An 18,831-nucleotide genomic window follows, 5' to 3' on the forward strand; every position below is an offset into this window, starting at 1 on the left:
GTATCCTAACGATTGTGTCATACTGTAACCTTACTCATCCCTGTGAAGCTAATAAAATCACAGGGATGACAACCCTGCAGGCATTACATTACCAAAGACTTAGGCTCATGCTCATAAGACCCTTTGAGCTGGGTAAGTACGCGCATCATTTGATTTTCATCACCCCACACAGCGAATTTAACTTTGTCCGTTACCCCTCTTCTCATAAATCCTCTAAGATGATCCAGTGTTTTAATAATAAGCGCCTTGTCTTCTTCTTTTTCTTTATTGAGTGGATTTGAATCGTTGATACTAATAGCAGAGCATAGGGCAGCGCGTAAATGAGGTGTATCCTCTTCATTGCATTGGCTCAAACAGAGTAAATACGCACCAAGCAAGATGTTTTTACTGTGTACCGCAAGACAGGTTGTCAGTACCTTTTTAAACTCTCCATCTTCCTTCCATTGACCTTCATTATCTGGCGTTTGCATCTGGCCGTTTTTTGTTATGGCCAAATTAGGTACGAAATCTTCAAAAATATCTCGAATAGCGGGAGTGGGTTTTAATTTATCTAAATCTTCAAATAATTTTTCACGATCGATATACCCTACCTCCTCTAATATTTCCAGCCTATTCATTATTAATACGGACAACTGTTCTATCAATCTAGCCACTTTTTTATCAGTTACACTTAAGCTAACCCCCATTGACTCTATGTAAGAAATATAAGCAAGCTGTTTTTTTATCGGAACTTTAGCGAAGCTTGTATTTACTTTAGCATCCTTAATAATGTCATTAAGCTTTCCAAAAAAATAGGGATCCTTGTTGATATAAGCATACCTGTCCTTACATTTATCTAACTTTAAGTAGTTTTGTAGCGCTTTGCTACAAAAAAGAATGGTATAAGGATCCAGGTTTGCAAACCCAAAAAGTTCATGCAAAGTATTATATAACTCACAGCTAGATACATCTTTATAAGCAACTTTACTAGTAAAAAAAGTTAAGGCGCTTCCTAAACTTGCCTCTAGCTTAGGCTTATAGGAGTCAATAAGACGCAAATAACGGTGTATAACCACTCCTAAAAGAACTCGTTCGGCCTCAAGACGTACTTCTTCATTCTCCGATTTTAAATCTTTCTTTAGATCGTTAGTTATAGCTTTAATAAAAGAAATTTGATCTAAACGCAGACTAGCCGCTTCTTTTCCTTGCTCTTTGGCTTTTTCCGTGTAAACTGTCTCAATTTGCTCAATCTTCATCAGAATTTCTTGCGTGCCTGGAAAATTATATAAGCCTGCATGATTGGTAAAATTGACACGCAATTCATTGGTTTCTTCCTGAATCTCTTTATAATACGGCGTCTTATACACCCTTACTCTCCTTAAAAAATCTTTTTCATGTTCGTTTCGCTCCTCAAATCTGGCAAACCACTCGTCCAGGATGAATATTCGGAGGGAGGATGACGTCGTTGCGTGTAAATTTTTCCTTGCATTTCAGCAGGAAAGGCTTCATATAATGCTTGTAATATACGAAATCTTCGATTGCGAAATACCCAATAAGAAAAATCACTTAGCTCCTCTAAGCTGCTCTTATAAAGAGTTTGATCTATATTGGATAGCGATCTAACACCTAGCTGTTCCTGAAATAGAGTTAATAATGGTTTGTTCAAAAGCCACTGCAAACTGCTGTCATATTGATGCCAAAGGTAGATATGGATTCCGATCAAGACTAATTTTTTTGTTGCTATACTTGCGTCTGTATAATACTCAAGTCCTTCTGCAACTTTCTTAATCAATTGAGCATCAGTGAGAACGCGAGTGGGGATAGTCGCGGGGAAACAAGCAGTGAAAAAACACCCAAACGAATGCTGCTTTGCGTACGCCTTCGCCAGTTTTTTTGGGAAAATTTTTGCACTCTCTTGCAATTCGGCAAACTCAAGCACGGTTCCTTCTCCCCTATAAAACTGCTATCCCTAACAACATATTCTGAGTAACCTTTTTATTTTTATAACAACCTGTTGAAGAATTTGCAATAAATTTCACTGAGAAGAGTTAGGGATGGGGAGTAGTTTTCATGCCTACTTACCGCGTCTTCTCCGCGGTAGGTAGGGACGACAGTAGAGTTTACAACAACGCCGAACAAGTCGCGGGACGTGAGGATAAAGTTAGTCGCGGGGATTCACCAGATTGTAGACCTTGTAGCTTTACCCTACCCAGCAAAGCGCGCATCTACACGCGCAGTTAACTGTGAATGAATATTATCAAAACCACGATTTGACATAATCAATACCGCATCACCAGGCTGAACCTTATCTACAATAGCGTCAACAATGCCAGCAGTATTTGGAAATATTTCATGGGGGCAAGTCCAACCTTTGGCTACTTTTTGCAAATCAAATTGGGGTTCTAATACATAAGCCCCATCAACAGGTGCTAAGGCACCGGCCATTGCCTCGGCATGAACGCCTGTTTTCATGGTGTAAGAAGCAAATTCTAACACGGCAAATATACGTTTATGTCGACCACTATGTTTCAATGCAGCAATCGTTTTTGTTATCGCTGTTGGATGATGGGCAAAATCATCATAAATAGTCACACCATGTCGATCTGATTTAACCTCTAAACGTCTTTTAACGGGTTGGAAATCTTCTAAGGCTTGTGCTGCGACCTTTATATCCACACCAGCATGTGAGCTCGCTGCGAGGGCTGCCAATCCGTTTTCAATATTAAATTGCCCAATTAGCGGCCAATTCACCTCAGCAACTGCTTCTCCTTTATGCCAGATACGAAAAGATTGACCACTGTCATTGAGTAATTCAGCGCGCCAAACCGCTTCACCTTGAAAAGCAAGATCTTCCACCTCTGAAAATACTCCGCGCTTTAGTACTTCGTTCAGCGCTGCATCATCGCGTGGTTTAATTACAACGCCTTTGTTAGGAATCGTTTTTAAATAATAATGGAATTGCTGCTGGATAGACGGAAGATCGCTATAAATATCCGCATGATCAAATTCCAAATTATTCAAAATAGCAACCTCAGGTCGATAATGCATAAGTTTGGGGCGCTTATCAAAAAAAGCAGAATCATACTCATCGGCTTCAATAACAAACCAATCGCCCTGCCCTAAATAAGCACTGGTATTAAAATTTGGTGCTACTCCACCAATAAGGAAACCAGGTTGCTTACCTGCTTGTTGTAGGATAAAAGCAAGCATCGAAGTAGTTGTTGTTTTGCCATGGGTTCCTGAAACGGCTAAAACGCGATAACGAGTTAGTATATTTTCGGCTAACCATTGCGGGCCAGAAATATAATTTTTTCCTGCATTAAGTACGGCTTCGAGAACAGGCATACCACGTTTGATCGCATTTCCTACAATCACACAATCTGCTTTTAAGGCTTGACTGCTATCTTCATAACCTTCAGTCCATTCAACCTGCTTGGCTTGCAATAAATCACTCACCGGGGGATAGCAATTCGCATCACAACCAGTCACCTTAAAACCAGCTTCTCGCGCTAATATAGCTAAAGCACTCATAAAGGTTCCACCAATCCCTAAAATATGTAAATGCATTTGTTCTCCAGGAGTGTTCGTTTTACTCTCATTGCCAAAATGAAACAGTCAAAATACTACACGCTAATAAGCCAAAACTTCCTAATACAGCGCTTAAATAATCCACATCCAAAGCGTGTTTATAAATATGCACTGTCACTAAAAATTGCCATATTGTTAGCAACATGGTCAAAATTAAATACAGAATCGCTATAAAAAAGCCTAATACTTGATTTAGATTCGCATCCACCAGTATTGGTGTCACTATCAACAATGGGAAGGCGAAAAAATGGATTATCATGTGACTAATTAAAAGAGCTGTCAAGGTTTGTAGCAAACGAGCAGCTTTGCCATTAATTTTTAGCAAAACATAGGTATAGACAAAATAAGAGAAAACTAGGGTTAGACCCGATAAAGTAGAGACGATTGGATTAAATTCTTGTTTAATATCAGCAAGATACCATTGAAGGACAATGATTATAAAAAATAAAACTGAGACAACAATTAACAACAGCAATGAATAAGGGGTATTCTCCGGACTCTCTTTTAAGATGGCAACTTGCCAATATCGCTTAAAAACTGCCTCCCACATAAAAAATATCCTATTCAATGAGTCCTTGTTTTGATGCAGAAATATTAATTTCTTGTTTTGATAGTCATTATATCGGGAAAATATATTTTTTCTTTATACTCTGAATGATTCGCCTGAACAACACGCTTGCTACTAGGAATTCGTGAGTCGACACGTAGGTTGGGCTTTGGACAACACGTGGCAGGAGGATGAGCCAAGACCCATAGCCGTTAGACTAAGGGGATTTACCTAACCCCGTTCGAGCTCTCAGATAGCGATCTAAAGTATTTGTATTCATTTTATCCCGTTCAGCCTGAGGAGCACGCATGGCGTGCGTCTCGAAGCCTGTCCTGAGGCTCGCGAAGGCTTGTCCAGAGGCTCGCGAAGGCCTGCCCTGAAACTCGCAAAGACCTGCCCTGAGGCTCTCGAAGGGCTTGTCCTGAAGCTCTCCCTTCAAGAGATTGTTTTAGCCCAACATTTATTTTTCATTTTATGCCTATACTTTTTTTGACACTTTACCAAATTAATTGCTATTACAAGGAAAATAAGATGCGTCTAAACTTAATTAAACCGACAGCACTCTCTCCTGAGCAAAAAGATCTTTATCAGGATATGAAAAAAGGAATTGAAAGTCATTTTAAAGGGTTTAAGGCCATCGAGGTCGATGGTTCTCTTATTGGACCTTGGATTCCTTGGTTAAAATATCCAAAATTTGGAGGCCCGATGTGGGAGCTCGTTAAATCGCTTTCCTTATCTCCCCGTTTACCTAAATCAGTAAGAGAAGTTTCAATTCTCACTGTGGGTGCTAAATTTCATGCCTCCTATGAATTGTATGCCCATATTTTGATGAGTCAAAATGAGGGTTTAGATGATGAAATGATTACCACTATGGTGGCTGGCCAACGCCCAACTCATTTAGGCGAAGAAGAAGCCCTGGCCTATGATTTAACTTCTTCTTTACTTGATGGCGGCGTTTTACCCGAGTGGATTTATAAAAAAAGCGTAGCTCAATTTGGTGAAGAAGGCACCACGGAATTAATTTATCTTGTGGGTCTTTATTGCATGGTCTGTTTGACACTCAATGGTTTTGATATTCCAGTGCCTGAATAGAACGGCTAGTCGAGGGAGGATGATTAGCTCGAGCTGCATAGGCTGCAGCTAGGCGTTTTCTAATAATATTGACCTCTTCGACCATCGGTTGTTTCCAAGGTCCTGAAATTTTATAAGAATAACCACTAATTTTCTGCATACCCTGATTAATTATCTTGCTTGCTACCCAGGTTGCAAAACCGGCCACGGGGCCCCCTGCAATTGTCGCCACTACCGGTAAGCTTGCTGTGATGTGAGGCGAAATTCTTAAATCCACATTATACAATTGCTTAGTAATATCTAAATTCCCTTTCATCGAAGCATAAGCTACAGGGCCATCAATATAACTATCCTGGGTCGTCATAACACCATTAGTAATGTTAAAACTACCTTCTAAATGATCAAAGCTATAGCCGCCTTTCGATAGATCACTAAAATCTAATTTAAGACGTCGGGGTATGGTTTGCAAACTAAGGATGCTCAAAAGTTTACCCAAGCCCAGTTTTTCTTCTGTTTCCGAACTTAAATTGGTGATACGTCCTCCTTTAAAGTTTATGGCTAGATCACCATTTATTTTTGCCAAGGAGAAATCATGCAGCGCACCGGGCCATCCGCCCTGAAAACGTAAATCCCCCTGCTTTGCCTCAACGGCTGGGCTGATTTTCCAACGCTGTAGACTTGTTGCTAAGTCATTGATATGTAAATCAGCCTGCAACTTCGTCGTATTGGCTTTCCCGACCTGCTTCCACTCACCTTTAGCAGTCAAGAAATAGGAAGGAGAGGTTATTTGACAGGATTCAAGATGCCAACGATCAGGAGTCGCCTTCCCTTTTAAACTGACATCCCCTAAATCTAAGGCACCTAATTGAAAAGAGGCTATGCGTAAATTTAAGTTGGGCAGATCGATGGGTTTTAAAGTCGATTTGGCTTGCAGTTCCGTTGATTTCACCTCAGTGGATTTATTTTCCAGATGCAATTTATCAAATTGCCCTGTTAAGGTATTTGAAGAGGGTTTGTAGTGCAAATTAGCTTTTAGCGTCGAGTGATTTAAGCGAATTGACCAATCCCCGCTAGTTAACTTTGTTGCTTTGACAGCTAACTCATCGTAGTTTTCTTTCCATATTTTTGCTTTTTGCAACTTAAGATCGATTAAATTTAATGAATCTACTAAGGTACTTTTACCGGTTAATGCAGCTAACTTCGCTTTGACCTTTAGCCATTGGTCTAATTCAAAATCAGATAGGGCACCTACTAATTGAAGCCCAGGCTTAGCTCCCTTAGCCTTCCCACTTCCCAAACGGATTTCCCCTTTCTGCAGTGCAAATATACCACTTAGTCGAGAAAACCATAAATCGCTGCTCAATTGATTATCATAGTTAAATCGCAGTCTCACTGTCCGTTGTGCATTGAAATCAATATCGACTCTAAGTGGTGTTTTTTTCTCAACTGTTTTACCCAAAGGTGCGGGTAAATCAATACCAAGGCCAGCCAAAGAGGTGCTCACATGGAGATGATCTAAATCGTTTGGATCATCGGTTAACTGTAGCAGCCCCTCTATCCCTAGCCTGCCATGCATAATGGATAAAATCGGTAAATTAAATTTTTTGTTGAGTACCTCAATATTAGGCTCCCCTGCTATTTTGACCTCAGTATAAGGAACAGGTTGATGGACAGATTGTATGGCTAATGTCACAGGATTATTTAAAATCTGCGCTTGTAGACGGCTACCTAAAACACCACTTTGATCAAAGCGCAAATCACCACTCAACTCTTCTAACTCCACATCGTCCATGTTGTGATGGACATCGACTTTATTATTTTTAAACTGAAGCTCACCAAGAACTAAAATATTGTCATTTTCAGGATAAAGGGGCGCTTCTAATTTGAAATCTAAATCAAGTAAACCGCGAGTTTTGAGCCTATTTAAAGCAGATAATTTTTTTTGCAGCGGCGAATTCATTATGTAAGACAAGGCTTTTTCAGCGGAAGTATTCATTTTACTATGAACCAGTAATACTTCTCGATCCGAGCCTAAATGGGTCACCAGCACCGATCCCTGATTCGTTTTCACATCTTTTAAATAAGCATTAACAATATTTGCTTCTAAAGTACGTTTATTAACCTCTAAATAGGCATCAATATTTTTGGTCACCGGCCAGTTTGGCGAAAACACTAAATCAACCCCCCTTAAGTGACTTTTAATCGCAAACTCCCCTGCCTTTTTGTCAAAAGGAAAATCAGCTAACGCGCCGTTAACATTAATTTTTCCTTCGATCTTGCCTATTCGTTTGATATCACGTTTTAACCAGGTATTTAATTTAGGTTTTAGGTATTTGGAAGGTAAATATGGCAGCAATCGTTGCGCGTTTTTTGCTGAAAATTCACCGGTTAAATTTAATTGGCCTGAAGAATTGGCAGTCATTTTATCCAACACCCCTCTTAAATTCAGGAGTAGATTACGATGATTGATAATAAAATGATCCAGATTAATGCGTAAACCATCGTTCATGGTTTGCCAATTAATCGCGGCACTCAGAACAGATAATGTCATCGAAGGTTGATTTTTTTGTGAAATCACGGTTTTATCGCCGGCCAACTGCAACATCCCTTGCTGAGCTTGCCAATGAAGGGCTCCCGAAAGATTATCAATGCCTGGATAATCAGGCTGTGATGGCCAACCTAAATTGGAAAAATTAGTCAGTACGCTGTCGAGTTTGCCTTGCTTAATTTGCAGTTGCGTATCATGAAATAGGCCATGAGGCTTCATCGCTAATACTGGAGTTAAGGCTTGCGGCCAAGTAACGTCTATCGATAGCAAAGAGTCGAGTACGATATTTTTCAGGTACAATGAATAAGTATCATTCGTTTTTTGGTAACGCAGCATCAAACTATTCTTAGGCCAAAAAATATCGCCTAGGCGTAAATGAATCTGGTCCCCCGTTAATTCCCAACCTTCAGGTATCGGTTTCCAAGCCAAATTGGCTTTCAGGATTTTTAGTTGTTGGTTGTTCTGTGTTTCTTTGTCAGTCCAAGCGACATTGCGCAAGCGTAATCTTGCCTGCACTTTAGCAATTTTTCCTTTTATCAAATCAGCCCATAATTGAACATCGCCCTTACCGTCTAATAATTGCAGCCCTGATTGCCCAACAAAACCTTGCCATTGCGCAGGGAGTAAATGATGAGTAGAGAAGAAGGCTTGTCCCGAAGTTTTATTCAAAGCATAGGGATCTATTTTCAACTCAGCCAGGAGTTGAAAATTAGTCGCAGCGGTTTGAGCAAGATTTCCCCGCCCTTTAATTGTGTAATGCCCAGCTTTATTCATAATATGAAGATTGAGATCGCTAAGAGGAATGAGAACTCCATCTTGCATATAAAGATGCGCTGAGAGATTTTTTATGATGATTTTTTGCTGGGCTAAGATCCATGCTAGTACGGGTTGAGCAGCTTCCCAGCTTATTTTGGGACTGTTATAAGTATCTATACCGTCAATTTCCCAACCTTTTTCATTTTGATGAAGACTTAAGTGTAAATCGTCGATGAAAAGCACCCCGGGTTGAAGCTGCCAATGCCAAAGGGAACTGAACAAATTAATACCCATTAGCAACTTACTCAATTTGATTCTGTCTTGTTTGCCATCGGAGATGGTGACTTGATTTAATTTAATGACTGGTTCAAACCAATACCAGCCTGTTTCCATGGTACTAATAGTTACCGCTTCACCCAACACGGTTGACAGATGCTGTTCCACTTCCGCCTTGTATTGTTTAGCCCAGGGAGTTAACGCACGAAAAAGACTCGAAATGATAGCGGCTGTAATAATCAAAAAGGCCAGAGCTATCCAGCATCGTTTTAAAAATTTAGTCACCGTGTTTTGTCGAATTATTGATAGCCGAGTTTTTACTATACCATTGCTTTTGCGCGTACTCATCACTCTCCTTTTGTTCTGCGCGTTCTTTCTTGGTATTTTCTTGTTGTTCAACACGCTCTATTAGCCGTTTTACAGCATCTTGTTCTGATTTTGCTTGCAAATAAATTGTTTCACATCGTGAACGTTCTTTCGCAAGCTGTGCTAACTGCTGATTGATCTGCGAAAGAGCTGTATCAAGTTGAGCAATAAAATTAATTCGATTGCGCACATCCCCTGCAGTACAGCCATTATCACCAATATCACTTAGCTGCTGTACATAATCACCGCGATAACCAAGCAATTGCTCGTGCCGTGCTTTACCCGTTATAAATTGTTCTCGAGCACGTACTAATTGTTCAGCAGCCATACGTGTAGTTTGTTCCTTTAACATCAATAATTGCTGTAAGCGACTAACCCGTTGACTCATAATTTGGACCCTCGATCTTTTCCCTAAGATAAGGTCAAGACGCCTCAAAATGCTAGATTTTGAAGTATCTTGAAAGTATTTGCAAAACAAAGCTGTTTTTTAGCGCTTTGCTTTGCAATAACAAATCAATTTGTTCTTAAATTAAGCTTTTTCAACCGAATTAGCCAGTTGACTAAGTTTCTCAATACTGCTTTCAAAATCTACTTTTTCATTCATATCCTGTGCAATGTATTCCCTAATTTTTTCGCGGTAAGCGATTGCCTTATCTAGCTGCTGATCATTTCCCTTAGTGTAGGCCCCTAACAAAATCAGATCTTTATTTTTCTCATAGAGAGAAAGGTATTTTTTTAATAGCAGCATCTCTTTCATTTGGCTAGCAGGAACAATGGTTGGCATAACCCGACTAATAGACGCTTCAATATCAATTGCCGGAAATTGTCCTGATTCCGCCAATTCTCGATTTAAGACGATATGACCATCAAGAATCGCTCGTGCTGCATCGGCAATAGGATCTTGCTGATCATCCCCTTCAGTAAGAACCGTATAAAAGGCAGTGATAGAACCACTACCAGGCTTCCCGTTGCCCGCTCGTTCAACGAGTTGAGGTAGTTTCGCAAAAACAGAGGGTGGGTAACCTTTTGTGGCAGGCGGTTCGCCAATCGACAACGCAATTTCGCGCTGGGCTTGTGCAAAACGAGTTAAAGAATCCATGAGCAATAACACATGCTTTCCCTGGTCGCGGAAATATTCAGCGATACTTGTTGCCACCATAGCACCGTGCAAACGCATGAGCGGGCTCTCATCCGCAGGAGCCGCTACAACCACAGCACGCTTTAAGCCCTCTTTACCTAAGTTGGTTTCAATAAATTCTTTAACTTCCCGCCCTCGTTCACCAATCAAGCCAACGACGACCAAATCTGCTGCGGTGAATCGAGTCATCATACTAAGCAGCACTGATTTTCCTACCCCAGAACCAGCAAATAAGCCTATCCGTTGCCCCTGTCCAACGGTTAAAAATCCATTAATTGCTCTAATTCCTACATCCATTGGCGTGTCAATGATTGCCCGTTGAAGTGGGTTGAAGGGTTGGCTAATCAAAGGATAATCTTGTTCGACATCTGGAGTTTCACCCTCATCGATGATAAACCCGGCACCATTTAACACTCGACCCAGTAACGCATCGCCCACCCCCACTTGCGCAATGCGGCCGCTGGGTATAATTAGCATTCCCGGGCCTATTCCCTGCGTATGACCTATGGACATAAGATAGGCATTTTCATTATCAAAACCAACAACCTCGGCTTCTACTCGTTCTCGTTTACTAATTTTTACCCAACAGCGCGCGCCGACCGACTGGTGAAAACCACGCGCTTCCAAAGTCAAGCCAATCGCCCGGCTAACCCGACCGCAAGTCACTAAGCCAGAATCTGGCTTCGAGCGTATTGTCTTTAGGGTTTTAAATACTTGAGATTGGTAGAGGTTTGTCATAAAGTTTAAACAGTTTCTGAATCATCGCTATCTTCTTTAAGATAGGATTTAAATAATTTTTGCAGACGAATTTTTACTCGCCCATCCAATTCGGTATAGTCACTTTTCAAATAAAAATCGCCTTGGGCTAAAGAGGCATCAGGCATTAAAAACTGGGTTAAATCAGAATCTTGTGATTCTTTTAATTCCTTAGTTAAATAGTCCACATCGACGGGATTCATGAACAACTGCTTATCCCCCTGCAAAGCGGGCAACTCTTGCTTTATCTTCTCAATTAAATTGAATATTTTTTCAGGATGAATGGATAATTCGATGCCAACACAAGCTTCACATACCCATAATATGGTTTGTACAATTTCTTGATTTAATTGACTATCAACTAGAGCTACTGGGTGCTGGAGCAGTACAATCCAATTGTTTAATTCTTGCTTGATTTGTTGAATATCGGCAGTCGCCTGTTGTAGCCCCTCTTGATAACCGGCTTGTTTTGCTTCCTCACGTAAGCGCTCACACTCTTTTTCTATCTCTAGCTGAGGATCAATAGGCTCGGCGACTTCGGGTTCGGGGCCTTTGATATCCCAGACATTGAAGGCTTCCTTATCTTTTTCTTCGTACAAAGGTTGAAAATTATTTTCCACGTTTAATCTCTCTTCTACGAACGGCTCACTAAATCATCTCATCGCCACCCTTGGTACCCAAAGCAATTTTCCCTTCTTCAGCAAGGCTTCTCGCGATAGCTAAAATATCACGCTGGGCTTTTTCCACCTCGCTCACTTTCACCGGGCCTTGCATTTCTAAATCATCACGTAGTAAATCAGAAGCGCGTTTAGACATATTGCCAAAGATTTTTTCTTTCACAGGCTCTGTTGTTCCCTTCAATGCCAGCATCAATTGCTCCGTTGCCACATCGCGTAATAAAGTCTGGACAGAGCGATTGTCCATGTCGACCAAATTTTCAAAGACAAACATCTTGTCTTTGATTTTATTACAAAGTTCTTCATCCCATTGATTAATTTTGTCTAACACTTCCGATTCAACCGAACCTTCAAGGAAGTTAATCACATCAGCAACACTTTTAATACCGCCAACGGAAGCAATTTTTCCCACCTTCTGACCACTTAATTGTTTTTCAATAACATGGCCGAGTTCAGAAATAGCCTCTGGTTTTACGGTATCAATTGTACACATCCGTAATAATACTTCAGCGCGTTTTTCAGGAGCAAAATAACCCACAACTTCTGAAGCTTGCTCACTGTCTAAATGGATAAGAATGGTTGCGATAATTTGCGGGTGTTCATTACGGATCACATCCGATATTAAGCGGGCGTCCAGCCATTTCAAACGGTTTAGACCGCTATCTTTATCAGAAACTAAGATCCTATCGATAAAAGGAATTGCATTTTCCTCACCTAAAGCATTGATGAGAATGGTTCGTAAATAATTCTCTGCATCAACGGTGAGGCTTGTTTGATCTTCAATGGCGTTTAAAAACTCACCGAGCACCCCTTGCATTTTTGCTTTACTAACACTGCTCATTGTCGAGATAGCCATGCCCACTTTCTGCACTTGTCTGGGTTCGAGATGTTTTAGCACCTCAGCAGCATTTTTTTCACCCATGCCTAACAGCAAAATTGCCGCACGCTCAATTCCATCCATCAATCTATCCCCGCTCTACCCATGTTTTAACGACTTGTGCAACTCGCTTAGGCTCTTTATCCACAACCTGTCGCAACAATGATAACTGTGATTCATAATCGCTGGCATGCGGTAGCATATCTTGAGCTTTATAAGTTAGCTCCCCTAATTTCTCTTCTTCTTTTTCTTCTTTAGTGACACCAGCCAAATTCTTGAATAAGGGTCTAAACAAGCCAAAAACAATACCCAAAACAAATAATGCAGCTGCAATCTGTTTAATTATCGACCAAAAGGAATCTTTTTGCCAAAAATGAAGATCAGGTATCGCAGGAAGCGGATCGGGTTTAACAAAATGGCTATTGACTACATTGAGGCTATCACCACGACTTGTATTGATACCAATCGTATTGGCAACCAGCATTCTAATTTGTTGAAGTTCAGGCTCTGTGAGCGGTTTAGCAACCTTCTGCTTTGTTTTGGGATCGATCACTTGTCTGTCATCCACTAACACTGCAACAGTTAGGCGCTTAACCATACCTGGCTGATTTTTGGTATGAGAGATTGTTTTATCCAATTCGAAATTCTTTGTACTTTGCGTACGGTAATCTTCCGAATTGGTATTCGAATTCGCGGGCGGATTAGTAGGACCTCGCTGATTAGCCCCACCGGGTCCCTGTCCTTGGTTCTTATTACCCTGTTGTTGCGGCGCTTGATTATTTTTAGATTGTTGTAAAGCAGCATTCGCCGGCGGGGTGTTGGATAAAGAACCAGGCACTCCAGAGGCAGAACTACCAGAATTACGTTTTTCTTCCATTTTTTGTTCGCTGCGTAAGGAAGCCTGTTCTGGATTGTAGCTCTCTTGAGTTTGCTCAAAGGAAGTGAAATCAATATCGGCTGCAACTTTCGCCCGAACACGTCCATAACCAAGCAGCGGGGTTAAAATATCTTGAATTTTCTGCACATATTGCTTCTCAAGTGTCTGGCGATAATCCATAAATCGCTCAGTATCTGTAAATAAGCTTTGCCCTGCGCCCTCACTAAGCAATTGACCATTTTGATCAACAACGGTAACGCGGCTAGCTGAAAGGTTGGGGATACTTGAAGCCACTAAATTAATGATGGAAGCGATCGTTTGTTTTTTTATTTCGAGACCGGAATAAACATCAATAAAAACAGAGGCGCTGGGTTCGCGATTATCCCTCACAAACGCCGATTCTCTCGGAATAGCCAAATGAACCCGCGCTGACTTAATATCATGAAATTGGCTGATCGTGCGCGCCAGCTCAGTCTCTAGTGCTTGCTTATAGCGCGCATTTTCCATAAATTGACTAGTATTAAAAGTGTTATTACCAGCAAACAATTCATAGCCAGCTCCAGTACCCCGCGGCAAACCTTCGGCAGCCAATTTCATGCGCGCATTTTGTATATCATCCGCAGTTACCATGATTTGGCCTAGATTTTTATCGATTTTGAAAGGGATACGATCACGTTGCAAAAGCTCAATCACTTCCGCCGCATCCCGTGAGTTAATGTCGCTATATAAAGGCAAATAATTAGGCTCTCGTGACCACAATACAACCGCTATCCCAATCGCGATACTCGCAGCAATTCCTGCCAACAAACCTACTTGTCTGGGAATGGATAAATCAGCAAATCTTGCAGCTGCGCTTGAAGCACTGTCGGCCAAGGCCATGGTAAACTCCTGTAAACCCTATTAAATCGACATATTCATAATGTCTTGGTAGACCTCTACTAATTTATTGCGAACGCGCAATGCTGCTTCAAAGCCTAAACTTGCTTTTTGCGAAGCCACCATCACTTCACTAATGCCAACGTTCGCATCACCGATTTCATAACGTGATTTTAATGCATCCGCCGATTGGTGCAATTCATTCACTCCATCCAGTGCACGTTGAAAAACATTGCCGAAGGATTCTTGGACAGTCCCTAATTCCACACTAGGTCCTGCGGCCTGTGTTGACATTAAACGCATTTGGTTCATTAGAGATACAGCATTAACTTCGCTCATAAGCCTCCCTTCTTCACGCATTCCATCTTAAGGTTACACCGTATATCCCTCTTCACGCATCTTAGCTAATTTGTAGCGTAAAGTACGCTCACTGACGCCTAATATTTCCGCAACTTGTTGACGATTTCCTTGATGCTCTTTTAAAGTTTGCTCAATTAAATCAAATTCATGATTCTGCAAACTTATTCCATCTTTTTTATTTTTAGCACTTGGCTTACTATTATTTTCCTCTGCTTCTGTCACCTCTTGGGCTTCTGACACAGGCAGTTGTAGATGAGCTACTTCAATTATCCCATTGCTTTGTAGAACTAAAGCTCGCTGCACTACGTTATCTAATTCTCTGGCATTACCAGGCCAACTGTACTCTAAAAGCGCGGTCTTCGCCTCCTCACTTAAAGAAGGAACTAAAGGATAATTATTTTGACAATGGCGACGTAATAAATAATTTGCCAAAGGAATGATATCATGGCCTCGTTCGCGAAGGGGCAGCCAATGCAAGGGAAAAACATTGAGGCGGTAATACAAATCTTCACGAAAACGACCAGCCTTTACTTCTTCAAGTAGTTTTCGATTAGAGGTCGCTAATACACGGACATCGAGCTGCACCAATTTGTTAGCGCCGATTCGCTCGACTTCTTTTTCTTGTAATACCCGCAATAATTTCGCTTGCAAACTCAGACTCATTTCACTGACTTCGTCAAGCAAGAGAGTACCTCCCTGCGCCTGCTCAAACTTACCGGGCGTCGATTTGTAGGCACCTGTGAATGAACCTTTCTCATAACCAAACAAAGTGGCTTCTAACATTTGCTCAGGAATCGCAGCACAATTAATCGCAATAAAGGGATGCTGCTTGCGCGGCGAATGATCATGAATGAAATGGGCGAGTACTTCTTTACCTGTTCCACTCTCGCCACTGATCATCACCCCAACATCCGATTGAGCCACTTTTAAAGCCATGGAAAGTAAGGCCTGGCTTTTAGGATCTTGTGCGACAGGCTGACTATCATCTTCAGTTAAAGCAGGTTTAATGTAGCGATTGATTTTTTCGGTGAGTGCATGGGCACTGAAGGGTTTCTGTAGATAATCGACTGCGCCATGACGCATAGCACTTACCGCATCTTCAACTGAGCCGTGTGCAGTCATTAGAATGACTGGTACACCTGGATTACGGCGTTGTATTTCGGCAAGTAATTGCTGACCATCCATTTTATCCATGCGGATATCACTTAAAACAATAGCGGGGCTATGGCGTTCGAGCATAGCCAGCGCTTCCTTGCCATCTTTTGCTGCCAAATAAGAATGACCTGCAAGATTCATTGTCTCTGCAAGTGCTTCGCGTAATACGGGATCATCTTCAACAATTAATACATCGCTCATGAGCAAGTCCTTTGTTCAAAATACCATTATCCTAAATTCGCTAATAAAATCTAGAGATTATTTAGATCACTCTGGTAGATTAATCGTTATACAACTCCCCTGGCCTGATGAAGAATCTAATAAAACCTCTCCACCATGCGCCTTTACCACTGCGTAAACTACCGCTAATCCTAAACCTGTCCCTTGGGCTTTTGTTGTGAAAAAAGGCGCAAAAGCCTGTGCTTTGATTTCCTCTGACATTCCTATACCATCATCAGCAACCATGAATTGCAAGCCTTTTTCTATTGACTTAATAGTCAGGCTAATGCAATTTGCTTGCGCTTGCAAAGCATTAATAATTAAATTTAACACAGCTCCCGTTAAAGATTCACTATGTAACGGGATCCACTTATTTTTAAGTGGGTTATCAATAATCAATTCTGCTGATGCCGCCTGAAGCAATGGCTGCGCTCTCTCCGCTAATTGATCACACCAAGTTTGTACAGAAGTTAAAACCGGTTCGACAGATTCACCTTTAGCAAACAGCAATAAATCACGAATTTGTTTTTCAATGCTCTCATGGCAACCTTGCAATCGAGTTAACCATTCGCTGTAGCGCTGATCATCAAAAGATAAATTGGCCAAATGCTCCGTGTAAAGTATTGCCGACGCCAGCGGCGTTCTAATTTGATGCGCTAATTGAGCAGTCATTCGCCCTATCGCGGCCAAGCGCCCTTTATGCGCTTTAGCTTGCTCGTAAGCGCGAGTCGCTGTTAAATCAGTCAGCGTCACTAATTGTCCTGGCAAACTATTTAAAGAAGAAAGAGCGACATGCACTCGACGCCCATCCACTAGGGATACTTCATGGCCATCATCTTCGCGCGGTGCAAAAACGGTTTGAATTACTTCCCGCCAGGCCAAACCCTTTAAACCTTTCCCTAGCAAAATTTCAGCAGCGTTATTTAGCCAAAGAATAAATCCTTGGGCATTAAGCACGACAAGACCACAGGGGAGGTTTGCTAGAATATCTTGTTCTGGCAAACAGATTTTGTTTTCTAGATATGCTGTGGACACTTCCATCTCATGCATCTATTATCTGATTCAATGAATTTATCAAAATCTGCAATAAAATCAAAATACCTAACCAATGAGGACGGTTCGTGGGGAATTGCTCAGCCTAGGATTGGCGTAACGGGTATTACTATGAGGGCGTTCACCCCGCCAACATTATCCATTTATACCGAATCTAAAGCAATCACGGTCAATAGAGGAAACCATTGGTGCAGATTCTTCTTGTGCAAAAAAACTATGACTAGGAAAATAACTTTCCGGAGGAGCCCAATGAGCTTGGGTTATTCTTTCTTTCACTGAAGAAAAATCGGTTGTCACTTTAAGTTCCCACACAAGAAACTCAATAATCTGCCTGAGGCTCGGATCCACAGTGCCAGCCTTAAAATAAAAAGACAAAGCATCCTGTGTTCTTTTCTCAATCGCTTCAGGCTCATTATTTTCAAATTCAACCGCTCTAATTTTAGCTTGCAGCAGTAATCCACAAATCAGTAAAGATAAGCCTTCTTTTTCTTTTTCATAATGTTCAATTAGCTTTTTCAGTAAAGGACTATCAATGACTTTCGGTAAAACAATAGATTCAAAATTAATACTCTGAACACCTTCTTTACTTATCAGCTCTCTCATTTTTTGCGAAAGTAGCTCAGCCCAAATTCGAGATAACTCAATGCGTTCATTACCATCAAGATAAAAAGTTTCAACAGAATCTGGCAAACTCTCCGCTAGTTTTTCTAACTGTGCTTGTCTTGCAGTACCCAAATCACGACTATTAAAACTAAGTTCTACCTGAGAAGCTACTGGATTTAGCATTTCTCTAACTTGCTTTACTGATCGCTCCCTCAAATTAGGCCAATCAATAACCAGCAAAGTTAGCCTTGCTTGTAATTTTGCTGTTAGGCAGGAAAGAAAATGAAAACCCTCAACCTGTTCTGTTATTTTAATATTTACTTTTAAAGCCCTAACGGTAGCGGGCACGGCAGATAAAATTCTAAGCTGTTCATTGGGCGTTTTTCGCTCAAAATTATTCCAACATAAATCCAACTCAACAATATGCCCAGGGATCCTACTTAAAAAATCAATTAACCCCTCTGTATCCATATTCGCAAAATTATTGGCACTTAGATTGAGCTTGGTCAGCGTTTTAGGTAAGGCAGATAGAATGGCGATTAGTTCTTCTGCAGAGTAATTATTGAATTGATTAACACTTAAATCCACTGACTCCACTTCAGGCGGAATTGTTTGCAAAAACTTCGCGACTTTAACAGCTGAACTCTTGGACAATTCATTACCAGACAAACCTAAATTTCGAACCTTTGGTAAACAATCCAAGGCAAAATCTTCAAGCTTAGCTTGACCTAATTCATTAGAGCCTAAATCAAGGGTGTCCAAGGGGTTAGTAAAACAAGCACATAGATGTTCAAATTTTGATCTTTGTAATTCGCCTAATTGGTTTGCAGAAATATCAATGTAGGAAATCGAACTAAGATCTTCCGCCGCAGGATATTCAAAATTGTCCCTAATCCGCTCCACTCGGTAATACGTCATGTCAATCTCCTGCACAAAATTAGATAGTTTAATATTTGTTCAAAAAAAAATCAACTTGGAATCCTTTCCCTTTCCTTTTTTAATTTTAAAAAATCTATATTTATCAATAAGTTAGTTTCTTAATAATTCCTTAAGTTATACATCATATTTCTTTAATAATTTTTTCTTATCATATATACAGTCGATAACAA

General features: G+C 40.9%; 15 protein-coding genes. 1 reads left to right on the top strand and 14 read right to left on the bottom strand.

Annotated elements, in window-relative coordinates; all coding sequences use genetic code 11:
- Nucleotides 1-83: 83 nt before the first annotated feature.
- The 4 genes from Lnau_RS00630 to Lnau_RS00645 form a co-directional block, all read right to left on the bottom strand.
- Nucleotides 84-1,346: a hypothetical protein gene (locus Lnau_RS00630; RefSeq protein WP_058503214.1), complete on the bottom strand. Its 1,263-nt coding sequence runs from the start codon at nucleotides 1,344-1,346 to the stop codon at nucleotides 84-86.
- Between the two features lie 11 nt (nucleotides 1,347-1,357).
- On the bottom strand, nucleotides 1,358-1,918 hold the full coding sequence (locus Lnau_RS00635) for a hypothetical protein (RefSeq protein ID WP_058503215.1): 561 nt from the start codon (nucleotides 1,916-1,918) through the stop codon (nucleotides 1,358-1,360).
- Between the two features lie 266 nt (nucleotides 1,919-2,184).
- Complete coding sequence (gene mpl, locus Lnau_RS00640) at nucleotides 2,185-3,546, bottom strand: UDP-N-acetylmuramate:L-alanyl-gamma-D-glutamyl-meso-diaminopimelate ligase (RefSeq protein ID WP_058503216.1); 1,362 nt, start codon at nucleotides 3,544-3,546, stop codon at nucleotides 2,185-2,187.
- 28 nt (nucleotides 3,547-3,574) lie between these two features.
- Nucleotides 3,575-4,117 (bottom strand): hypothetical protein, encoded by a 543-nt coding sequence (locus tag Lnau_RS00645; protein ID WP_058503217.1) that lies wholly within the window; start codon nucleotides 4,115-4,117, stop codon nucleotides 3,575-3,577.
- A 528-nt stretch (nucleotides 4,118-4,645) separates the two neighbouring features.
- Here Lnau_RS00645 and Lnau_RS00655 point away from each other — a divergent pair.
- Entirely contained in the window at nucleotides 4,646-5,206 is a 561-nt protein-coding gene (locus Lnau_RS00655; RefSeq protein WP_058503219.1) for a carboxymuconolactone decarboxylase family protein, read from the top strand.
- On the opposite strand, the gene Lnau_RS00660 is transcribed toward Lnau_RS00655, so the two are convergent.
- The 10 genes from Lnau_RS00660 to Lnau_RS00705 form a co-directional block, all read right to left on the bottom strand.
- Nucleotides 5,175-9,113 carry a YhdP family protein gene (locus Lnau_RS00660; protein WP_083503735.1) on the bottom strand — a complete coding sequence of 1,313 codons (3,939 nt, stop codon included), beginning with the start codon at nucleotides 9,111-9,113 and terminating at the stop codon, nucleotides 5,175-5,177. The genes Lnau_RS00655 and Lnau_RS00660 overlap by 32 nt on opposite strands.
- The gene (gene fliJ, locus Lnau_RS00665) at nucleotides 9,043-9,519 is read right to left on the bottom strand and encodes a flagellar export protein FliJ (protein ID WP_058503221.1); all 477 of its coding nucleotides are present in this window, start codon (nucleotides 9,517-9,519) and stop codon (nucleotides 9,043-9,045) included. Before fliJ ends, Lnau_RS00660 begins: the two co-directional genes overlap by 71 nt.
- A 141-nt stretch (nucleotides 9,520-9,660) precedes the next feature.
- Nucleotides 9,661-11,007, bottom strand: a complete 1,347-nt coding sequence (fliI, locus tag Lnau_RS00670) for a flagellar protein export ATPase FliI (RefSeq protein ID WP_058503222.1) — start codon at nucleotides 11,005-11,007, stop codon at nucleotides 9,661-9,663.
- Between the two features lie 5 nt (nucleotides 11,008-11,012).
- The gene (locus tag Lnau_RS00675; protein ID WP_058503223.1) at nucleotides 11,013-11,645 is read right to left on the bottom strand and encodes a FliH/SctL family protein; all 633 of its coding nucleotides are present in this window, start codon (nucleotides 11,643-11,645) and stop codon (nucleotides 11,013-11,015) included.
- Between the two features lie 28 nt (nucleotides 11,646-11,673).
- Nucleotides 11,674-12,663, bottom strand: a complete 990-nt coding sequence (fliG, locus tag Lnau_RS00680; protein ID WP_058503224.1) for a flagellar motor switch protein FliG — start codon at nucleotides 12,661-12,663, stop codon at nucleotides 11,674-11,676.
- A gap of 4 nt (nucleotides 12,664-12,667) precedes the next feature.
- A complete protein-coding gene (fliF, locus tag Lnau_RS00685) occupies nucleotides 12,668-14,335 on the bottom strand; it encodes a flagellar basal-body MS-ring/collar protein FliF (protein ID WP_058503225.1) in 1,668 nt (555 codons plus the stop codon).
- Between the two features lie 21 nt (nucleotides 14,336-14,356).
- Nucleotides 14,357-14,671 carry a flagellar hook-basal body complex protein FliE gene (gene fliE / locus Lnau_RS00690; RefSeq protein WP_058503226.1) on the bottom strand — a complete coding sequence of 105 codons (315 nt, stop codon included), beginning with the start codon at nucleotides 14,669-14,671 and terminating at the stop codon, nucleotides 14,357-14,359.
- Between the two features lie 33 nt (nucleotides 14,672-14,704).
- The gene (locus tag Lnau_RS00695; RefSeq protein WP_058503227.1) at nucleotides 14,705-16,048 is read right to left on the bottom strand and encodes a sigma-54-dependent transcriptional regulator; all 1,344 of its coding nucleotides are present in this window, start codon (nucleotides 16,046-16,048) and stop codon (nucleotides 14,705-14,707) included.
- Nucleotides 16,049-16,114: 66 nt separating this feature from the next.
- Nucleotides 16,115-17,107, bottom strand: a complete 993-nt coding sequence (locus tag Lnau_RS00700; RefSeq protein WP_274520239.1) for a sensor histidine kinase — start codon at nucleotides 17,105-17,107, stop codon at nucleotides 16,115-16,117.
- A gap of 147 nt (nucleotides 17,108-17,254) precedes the next feature.
- A complete protein-coding gene (locus Lnau_RS00705; RefSeq protein WP_058503229.1) occupies nucleotides 17,255-18,640 on the bottom strand; it encodes a leucine-rich repeat domain-containing protein in 1,386 nt (461 codons plus the stop codon).
- Between the last annotated feature and the right edge of the window lie 191 nt (nucleotides 18,641-18,831).

Source organism: Legionella nautarum (assembly GCF_001467895.1).
Classification (GTDB): Bacteria; Pseudomonadota; Gammaproteobacteria; order Legionellales; family Legionellaceae; genus Tatlockia; species Tatlockia nautarum.

What these genes read in the sequence shown, in the direction of transcription:
- fliF (WP_058503225.1), bottom strand. Translation starts at nt 14,335, where the DNA reads ATGGCCTTGGCCGACAGTGCTTCAAGCGCAGCTGCAAGATTTGCTGAT.
- Lnau_RS00645 (WP_058503217.1), bottom strand. Translation starts at nt 4,117, where the DNA reads ATGTGGGAGGCAGTTTTTAAGCGATATTGGCAAGTTGCCATCTTAAAA.
- fliE (WP_058503226.1), bottom strand. Translation starts at nt 14,671, where the DNA reads ATGAGCGAAGTTAATGCTGTATCTCTAATGAACCAAATGCGTTTAATG.
- Lnau_RS00700 (WP_274520239.1), bottom strand. Translation starts at nt 17,107, where the DNA reads ATGGAAGTGTCCACAGCATATCTAGAAAACAAAATCTGTTTGCCAGAA.
- fliG (WP_058503224.1), bottom strand. Translation starts at nt 12,663, where the DNA reads ATGGATGGAATTGAGCGTGCGGCAATTTTGCTGTTAGGCATGGGTGAA.
- Lnau_RS00655 (WP_058503219.1), top strand. Translation starts at nt 4,646, where the DNA reads ATGCGTCTAAACTTAATTAAACCGACAGCACTCTCTCCTGAGCAAAAA.
- Lnau_RS00705 (WP_058503229.1), bottom strand. Translation starts at nt 18,640, where the DNA reads ATGACGTATTACCGAGTGGAGCGGATTAGGGACAATTTTGAATATCCT.
- Lnau_RS00660 (WP_083503735.1), bottom strand. Translation starts at nt 9,113, where the DNA reads ATGAGTACGCGCAAAAGCAATGGTATAGTAAAAACTCGGCTATCAATA.
- Lnau_RS00695 (WP_058503227.1), bottom strand. Translation starts at nt 16,048, where the DNA reads ATGAGCGATGTATTAATTGTTGAAGATGATCCCGTATTACGCGAAGCA.
- mpl (WP_058503216.1), bottom strand. Translation starts at nt 3,546, where the DNA reads ATGCATTTACATATTTTAGGGATTGGTGGAACCTTTATGAGTGCTTTA.
- fliJ (WP_058503221.1), bottom strand. Translation starts at nt 9,519, where the DNA reads ATGAGTCAACGGGTTAGTCGCTTACAGCAATTATTGATGTTAAAGGAA.
- fliI (WP_058503222.1), bottom strand. Translation starts at nt 11,007, where the DNA reads ATGACAAACCTCTACCAATCTCAAGTATTTAAAACCCTAAAGACAATA.